Here is a 7,706-nt window from a genome sequence, read left to right on the forward strand (position 1 = left end):
GTTTTCTTAACGAATATTAGTCCTCTGATTGGCTGTGACTTGCGTTTGACCTGGGCCTGGTAGCCCGGAAACTCTTTAAATGCATGAAACTGCAAAGGGGTAGTGTAGGCAAGGTCGTAATGCCCTTTGGCCAGTTTTAATTCAAAATCGAGTTGGCTGCTGGCAGCTTCATATTTAAGTTCAATTCCCGAGGCTTGTTCCAAAAAAGAAATTACGTTTTGCCATGCTACTGTTTTAGTAGGAAGAGAGCTGCTTGATGTTGCATAGCTGAGTTGTTGGTCTAGCTTCTTTTGTTTCACCGCAAACTTGCTTTTTTTCTTAACGATCTGTTTTTCAAGAGCTTCCAGTTCGGCAACGGGTTTGGGGAACGAGGGCGCAACGCCGACAATTAAAGGTTTGGCATGTAAGGCTGAACTTAATGAAAAGGACAGTATAAATAATAGGCTTGAAACCACGGCTATTGCTGAGCACGAAAAGCCTGCTTTCGACTTTTTCAGAGCGCTGGGCACTATTGAATTGTCATGAGTTTGGGGGTGGGGGCGATACACGAATTAGCTCCATTTTTTGGCTTATGTTTATGATAAAAGACAATGTCAGCCTCTGCCAGGCCAGGTACTATAAATTTAATTTAGCTATGAGGCCTTTGCAGAAGAGATATTAGCTGTGATTGAACGCACATTTAGTTTGAGTGAAACCTCGCTTTCTGGTAATCTGGCGCCCCATCTTGAGATGAAAATCTCCCCCTTCTACATAAATATTTGAGTTAACTGAACTTTGCGTGGCGCAAGGTATGGAAAGCTCTTTGTCTGAGATATTGACGGGATTTGCATGACACGTTTTATTTTCGTGACAGGTGGTGTTGTATCCTCCTTAGGGAAAGGCATCGCTTCAGCTTCATTGGCTGCTATTTTAGAAGCTCGAGGGCTGAAAGTAACAATGCTTAAACTGGACCCATATATAAATGTGGATCCAGGCACGATGAGTCCTTTTCAGCACGGTGAAGTATTTGTTACCGAAGACGGTGCCGAAACTGATTTGGATTTGGGGCATTATGAGCGCTTTATTCGAACCACGATGTCCAAGCGAAATAACTTTACGAGTGGTCGAGTCTATGAAGACGTCATTCGCAAAGAGCGACGTGGCGATTATCTAGGTGGAACAGTCCAGGTAATTCCTCATATCACTGATGAAATCAAACGCCGCATCGTTGAAGGTGCTAACGGCTATGATGTCGCCTTGGTTGAAATTGGCGGCACAGTTGGGGATATCGAGTCGCAACCCTTTTTGGAAGCAGTGCGACAGTTAAAGATTGAAGTGGGCTCCCAGCGTGCGCTGTTTATGCACTTAACTCTAGTGCCTTATATTGCAACCGCAGGTGAGACCAAAACCAAGCCGACCCAGCATTCCGTAAAAGAAATGCGCTCTATCGGTATTCAGCCCGATATTCTGGTTTGTCGCTCTGATCACGAGATTGATGCATCATCTCGCCGCAAGATTGCTTTGTTTACCAACGTAGAAGAGCGCGCCGTTATCCCATTACAGGATGCAAACAGCATTTACCTGATTCCACGTATGCTGAATGAACATGGTTTGGATCAAATTGTCGTAGAACGATTTGGTCTGGAGTGTGATGAGGCCGATCTAACAGAGTGGGATTCAGTGGTTGAAGCTGAATCCAGTCCGGAAAACGAAGTAACCATTGCCATGGTAGGCAAGTACATGGAATTACTTGACGCTTATAAGTCTCTAATCGAGGCGCTTAAGCATGCAGGAATTCGTACGCGCACCAAGGTTAATATTGAGTATATTGATTCCGAGAGAATTATAGATGAAGGTACTGCCGTTCTAGAGTCAGTGGACGCAATTCTAGTGCCCGGTGGTTTTGGTAATCGTGGTGTTGAAGGTAAAATTCAGACAGTTAAGTTTGCGCGTGAAAACAAGGTTCCATATTTAGGTATTTGTTTAGGTATGCAGGTTGCTGTCATTGAATATGCTCGTCATGTCGCTGGTTTGGCTGATGCGCATAGTACTGAATTTGATAAAGGCTGCGAAAACCCGGTAGTAGGTTTGATCACTGAATGGAAAGATGCCAGCGGAGCTGTAGAGCAACGTGATGCGGGTTCAGACTTGGGCGGAACCATGCGCTTAGGTGCTCAGGAGTGTAATCTGGTTCAGGGTTCTAAGGCTTTCGAAAGTTATGGCAAGCCAGTGATCATTGAACGTCATCGTCACCGTTATGAAGTGAACAATAATATTCTGCCGCAATTAGAAGAGGCCGGTTTGATTGTTTCTGGTCGTTCAGCAGATAACTCATTAGTTGAAGTCGTTGAAGCACCGGATCATCCATGGTTTGTTGCCTGTCAGTTCCATCCGGAATTTACTTCAACGCCGCGAGACGGTCATGGTTTGTTTGAAGGTTTCATTTCTGCCGCATTCACAAATAAGTCTTCGTAAATAGAAGGGTATATAGATGAGTCAAAAAGTCATACAGGTCGGTGATGTAAAAATTTCTAATGATTTGCCATTTGTTTTGTTCGGCGGCATGAATGTATTAGAGTCCCGGGATCTTGCGATGCAGATTGCCGAGAAATATGTCGAGGTAACGACCAAGCTTGATATTCCTTATGTATTTAAAGCGTCTTTCGACAAAGCGAATCGCTCCTCTATTAACTCTTTTCGAGGCCCCGGCTTGGAAGAAGGCTTGCGTATTTTTGAAGAGGTAAAGAAAACCTTTAATGTGCCGGTCATTACCGATGTGCACGAGCCTGAGCAAGCAGCTCCGGTTGCTGAAGTTTGTGACATTATCCAATTGCCAGCTTTCTTGTCCCGTCAGACAGACCTGGTGGCAGCGATGGCCAAGACAAATGCCGTTATTAATATCAAGAAAGCCCAGTTCCTTGCGCCTCAGGAAATGAAACATATTTTGACCAAGTGTGAAGAGGCCGGCAATGACCAGTTAATTCTCTGCGAGCGTGGTAGCAGTTTTGGTTACAATAACCTGGTTGTCGATATGTTGGCATTTGGTGTAATGAAGAGCTTTGAGTACCCGGTTTTCTTTGACGTGACGCATTCTTTGCAGCAGCCCGGTGGTCGTGCAGATTCTGCTGGTGGTCGACGTGAAGCTGTAACTGACTTAGCGCTTGCGGGTATGTCGCAGGGTATTGCTGGTTTGTTTTTAGAAGCTCATCCTGACCCTGAAAATGCTAAGTGTGATGGCCCGTGTGCTTTAAGGTTGTCGCAGCTTGAACCCTTCCTTGCTAGAGTTAAGGCAATCGATGAGCTAGTTAAGCAATTTAAGCCTTTAGATACGGCTTAAAATATAGCGTTTATGATTTTGAATTTTGGCGTTGTTGAAGGAAAGACAGGGCCTGAAGTTATTATTTTTGGAGAAGTGTAATGACAACGATTATTGATATCAAAGGCCGTGAGGTCATGGATTCTCGTGGTAACCCTACTGTTGAAGCGGATGTGATTCTAGAGTCTGGTGTGGTGGGTACAGCTTGCGCTCCTTCTGGTGCGTCAACAGGCTCTCGTGAAGCCTTGGAGCTTAGAGACGGTGATAAGAGTCGTTATTTAGGTAAAGGTGTTTTAAAGGCTGTTGCCGGCATTAATGAAGAGATCAAGGCTGCGTTATTAGGTAAGGATGTTACCGATCAACGAGCTTTAGACCAAATTATGTTGGATCTGGACGGTACTGAGAATAAAGCTAAGCTGGGTGCTAATGCAATTTTGGCGGTTTCTTTGGCAGCAGCGAAAGCAGCAGCACAAGAAAAAGGCGTTGAGCTTTATGAGCATATTGCTGATCTAAACGGTACTTCTGGTCAGTACTCTATGCCTGTGCCAATGATGAATATCATCAATGGTGGTGAGCACGCAGACAACAATGTTGATATCCAAGAGTTTATGGTTCAGCCAGTTTCTGCTCCTACTTTTGCCGAAGCACTGCGTGCGGGCGCTGAAATATTCCATGGTTTGAAGAAGGTATTAAGTGAGCAAGGTCTAAATACCGCTGTGGGTGATGAGGGCGGTTTTGCGCCTGACTTGGCTTCTAATGCCGATGCATTGGCGGCAATCAAGGTTGCTGTAGCGAATGCAGGATACGAGCTAGGTAAAGACATTACGCTAGCCTTAGACTGTGCATCAACTGAGTTCTATGTTGATGGTAAATACGACATGAAAGGCGAAGGTAAGGCTTTCAGCCCTGAGCAGTTCTCTGATTATTTGGCTGAGCTTTGCGACCAGTATCCAATCGTTTCTATTGAAGACGGTCAGGACGAGTCGGATTGGGATGGGTGGAAGTATCAAACTGAAAAGTTGGGCGACAAAGTTCAATTGGTTGGTGATGACTTGTTTGTGACCAATACCAAGATTCTTTCTGAAGGTATCGAAAAAGATATTGCTAACTCGATTCTGATTAAATTCAACCAGATTGGTAGCCTGAGCGAAACCTTAGATGCGATTAAGATGGCTAAAGATGCAGGCTATACCGCAGTTATCTCACATCGTTCTGGTGAAACAGAAGACACAACAATTGCTGATTTGGCGGTTGGTACCTGTGCCGGCCAAATAAAGACTGGTTCACTTTGTCGTTCTGATCGTGTTGCTAAGTATAACCGCTTATTGAGAATTGAAGAGCAGTTGGGAAGCAAGGCGCCTTATAAGGGTAGAAGTGAGATCAAAGGACAGTAATTTCTGGCCTTGATTGAATGAAAAGCACTGTGCGTTGAACGTTCAGTGCTTTTTTGTCTTTAGGCAAAACAAGCCTTATCTTAAATTATGCTAATCTTCAGAATTCTTTTCGCTAAAAGCCAATTTCTGAACTAGAGTAAATTTATTCCAATATATGTTTGTTTATCCGTTTTTATGTAGCGGGGCTTTCTTGTCTCTACGCTGTGGTAGCGGGAAGAAATATCGTTTTTGCTTGTCTATGTGTCTTGTCAGCGTATGGCAATCTTTAAGTAATAATGTGACTAGTGTGAAGTTAAAGGTGTAGTGAAGTTGTCCTTATGAAAGTGCTCTGGAGTATAATGGTCATTGTTATTCTTGGTTTGCAGTACCGCTTGTGGTTTGGCAGTGGTAGCTTTGCAGAAGTTTCGCATTTGCGCGAAAAAGTGGCTTTGCAGCAGGCGGCGAATGACACCTTAAGTGAGCGCAATGCTCAGCTGAATGCTGAGGTGCTAGACCTTAAAAATGGCTATGATGCGATTGAAGAACGTGCTCGTTTCAGTTTGGGCATGATAGGGCGAGACGAAACCTTTTACATGGTAGTGGCTTCGAAACTATAATGGCCCATTGCAAGCGCCTGCCATGACCAAGAGCGGGTCATAGGTTTTTATTTATCACTTTGTGCCCCAACTATGTCGGTTTCAAGCCCCAGTCCTTCGTTTACCTCCTCACCCCTCTCAGGCTTAGACTCTGCTAAGCAAGCACTACCTCGGTTTTGGGTCATTATTCCGGCAGCGGGTGTTGGCAGCAGAATGCAAAGTGACATCCCTAAACAATATCTTCAGCTTGGTTCAAGCAGTGTTCTTTATCTGAGTGCCAAAGCCTTCCTTGACCACCCTCGCTTTACTCAGGTGCATATAGGTATTTCCGAGGCTGATGACTATTTTGATAGCGATAGTTTGGCTCAAGATGCTCGAGTGATTCAGTATAAGGGTGGTAGTGAACGCTTCAATACTGTTTTAAATGGTCTTGATGCTTTGGTAGGTATTGCCGATGAGCAAGATTGGGTGTGGGTGCATGACGCTGCGCGGCCCTGTTTAAGTCGAGAAGATATAGATAACTTGATTGAACATGTTGACGCCTGGGACGGTTCAGAGGGCGGTGCTATTCTGGCGTCTCGCGTTGTTGATACGATTAAGGTATCACAAGATGGAAGGGCGATTGAGGGTACTTCGGATCGGGACAAACTTTGGCGAGCATTTACACCACAAGTCTTTCGTTTTGCCGAGCTGCGCCATGCCCTAAGTGAATGTCAGCGGCTTGGGCTGACGGTGACCGATGAGTCGTCAGCAATAGAGCATATGGGTGGGGCGCCCTGCCTAGTTGAAGGCTCAGATGACAATATCAAAATTACGCGGCCGCACGATTTACGTTTGGCTGCAGATACCTTGGCTGCGCGGACGCAGCTGGGACGAGGTGAAAAAATGAATAGCTTTCCGAGAATCGGGAACGGTTATGACGTGCACGCATTTTGCGAGGGTGAAGAAATTATCCTGGGAGGCGTCAAAATTCCCCATCACAAATCTTTTATTGCGCATTCCGACGGGGATGTGCTGATTCACGCGATTATGGATGCAATGTTAGGTGCTTTGGCCTTAGGTGATATCGGTAAGCGCTTTCCTGATACTGATGAAAAGTGGAAAGGGGCAAATAGTCGAGAACTGTTGTCTGCAGTAAACCACTTGATTTCAGAAAAAGGTTTTGTAGTTTCCAATATCGATAGCGTTATTATTGCTCAAGCTCCTAAGATGGCGCCGCATATAGGAAAGATGCAGGAAAATATTGCTCAGGACTTACAGGTTTCTCCTGAGCTGGTGAGTGTTAAAGCAACGACTACAGAGCGCCTTGGTTTTGCAGGGCGTGAGGAAGGAGTTGCTTGTCAGGCAAGTGTATTGTTAGTGCCTAAACCTAGCTGCGAAAGTGAAAGGAGAAGCGTGTGAGTGAAGTAAGGTCATTACCAGAATCACAGTTCAATCTGGTTTTTCCATGTATCGCTGACTTACCGCGGCCTGCCGGTGTCATTAAGACAAAAGAAGAAGACTTCTTTGTTGAAGAGGTCATGAATCCTGAGCTAAGTGGTGAGGGGGAGCACGTTTGGTTATGGCTGGAAAAAAATGGTCAGAATACTGAGTATGTGGCGGGTCAGTTAGCGCGTTTCTCCCACGTCAAAAAAGTGGATGTCGGGCTGTCAGGTTTAAAGGATCGTTGGGCGCTTACCCGGCAATGGTTTAGTGTTTATTTAGGGAATAAGCCTGAGCCTAATTGGAACGAATTTGAATGTGAAGGCGTAAAAGTACTCAGTTATCAACGGCATAATAAGAAGTTAAGACGCGGCGAGCATAGTGCCAACTTCTTTAGGTTGGTGGTGAGAAATATTGACAATATGGCTAATGTGGAAGCTCTTTTGCTACAAGTCAGAGATAAAGGTTTTCCAAATTACTTCGGTCCTCAACGATTCGGCTTTGACGGTGCGAATCTGGATCGTGGCGTACAATATTTTGAAGGTAAGATTAAAGCATCTAAAAGCCAGCGTTCTTTCTATTTATCGGCAGCTCGTTCGTACTTATACAACTTGAATCTAGCAAGCTTGATAGAAAGTGGGGATGACTTGAGCGCTGATCTAAGCGGCCCACTATACGGAGACGAAACGCCAGGAAGTAACGAACTGACTGAGCCAGAGAAAGAAATTCTAGAGGCGCACCCTGCCTTTAAAAAAGGAATACATCAAAATCGATTGCGTTTAGAGCGGAGGCCATACCTTGTTGTCCCTGAGGCGATGTCTTGGTCAATGGGAGAGGCTGAGCTTGAACTAGAGTTTCAATTACCTACGGGAGTCTTTGCTACTTCATTGCTTGCCGAAGTGTTTAACTTGTCTCAAGGCTTGGGAGAGGGTAATCAAGGCATGCGGAGCACACGATGAGTTTACTGATATCCAATGATGACGGTATTAATGCTGAAGGTATACAGGTACTCTCGGAGGT

General features: G+C 45.1%; 7 protein-coding genes. 6 read left to right on the forward strand and 1 reads right to left on the reverse strand.

Translation table 11 applies throughout. From position 1 onward, the window contains the following. The coding region (locus tag A3761_RS23695) for a PhnD/SsuA/transferrin family substrate-binding protein (RefSeq protein WP_197473215.1) at positions 1 to 455 on the reverse strand (455 nt) is incomplete at its 3' end. A 373-nt stretch (positions 456 to 828) separates the two neighbouring features. Here A3761_RS23695 and A3761_RS23700 point away from each other — a divergent pair. From A3761_RS23700 to truD, 6 genes are all read left to right on the forward strand, one after another. After that, the gene (locus A3761_RS23700) at positions 829 to 2,454 is read left to right on the forward strand and encodes a CTP synthase (RefSeq protein WP_068514118.1); all 1,626 of its coding nucleotides are present in this window, start codon (positions 829 to 831) and stop codon (positions 2,452 to 2,454) included. A gap of 16 nt (positions 2,455 to 2,470) precedes the next feature. Next, a complete protein-coding gene (kdsA, locus tag A3761_RS23705; protein WP_068514121.1) occupies positions 2,471 to 3,316 on the forward strand; it encodes a 3-deoxy-8-phosphooctulonate synthase in 846 nt (281 codons plus the stop codon). 80 nt (positions 3,317 to 3,396) lie between these two features. Beyond that, entirely contained in the window at positions 3,397 to 4,689 is a 1,293-nt protein-coding gene (gene eno, locus A3761_RS23710) for a phosphopyruvate hydratase (protein WP_068514123.1), read from the forward strand. 317 nt (positions 4,690 to 5,006) lie between these two features. Beyond that, positions 5,007 to 5,285 carry a cell division protein FtsB gene (gene ftsB / locus A3761_RS23715; protein WP_068514126.1) on the forward strand — a complete coding sequence of 93 codons (279 nt, stop codon included), beginning with the start codon at positions 5,007 to 5,009 and terminating at the stop codon, positions 5,283 to 5,285. A gap of 72 nt (positions 5,286 to 5,357) precedes the next feature. Beyond that, on the forward strand, positions 5,358 to 6,665 hold the full coding sequence (ispF, locus tag A3761_RS29105) for a 2-C-methyl-D-erythritol 2,4-cyclodiphosphate synthase (RefSeq protein ID WP_068751030.1): 1,308 nt from the start codon (positions 5,358 to 5,360) through the stop codon (positions 6,663 to 6,665). Further along, on the forward strand, positions 6,662 to 7,645 hold the full coding sequence (truD, locus tag A3761_RS23725) for a tRNA pseudouridine(13) synthase TruD (RefSeq protein ID WP_082865198.1): 984 nt from the start codon (positions 6,662 to 6,664) through the stop codon (positions 7,643 to 7,645). The genes ispF and truD overlap by 4 nt, the downstream gene beginning before the upstream one ends. The last annotated feature ends 61 nt before the right edge of the window (positions 7,646 to 7,706 follow it).

This window comes from Oleiphilus sp. HI0123, assembly GCF_001635315.1.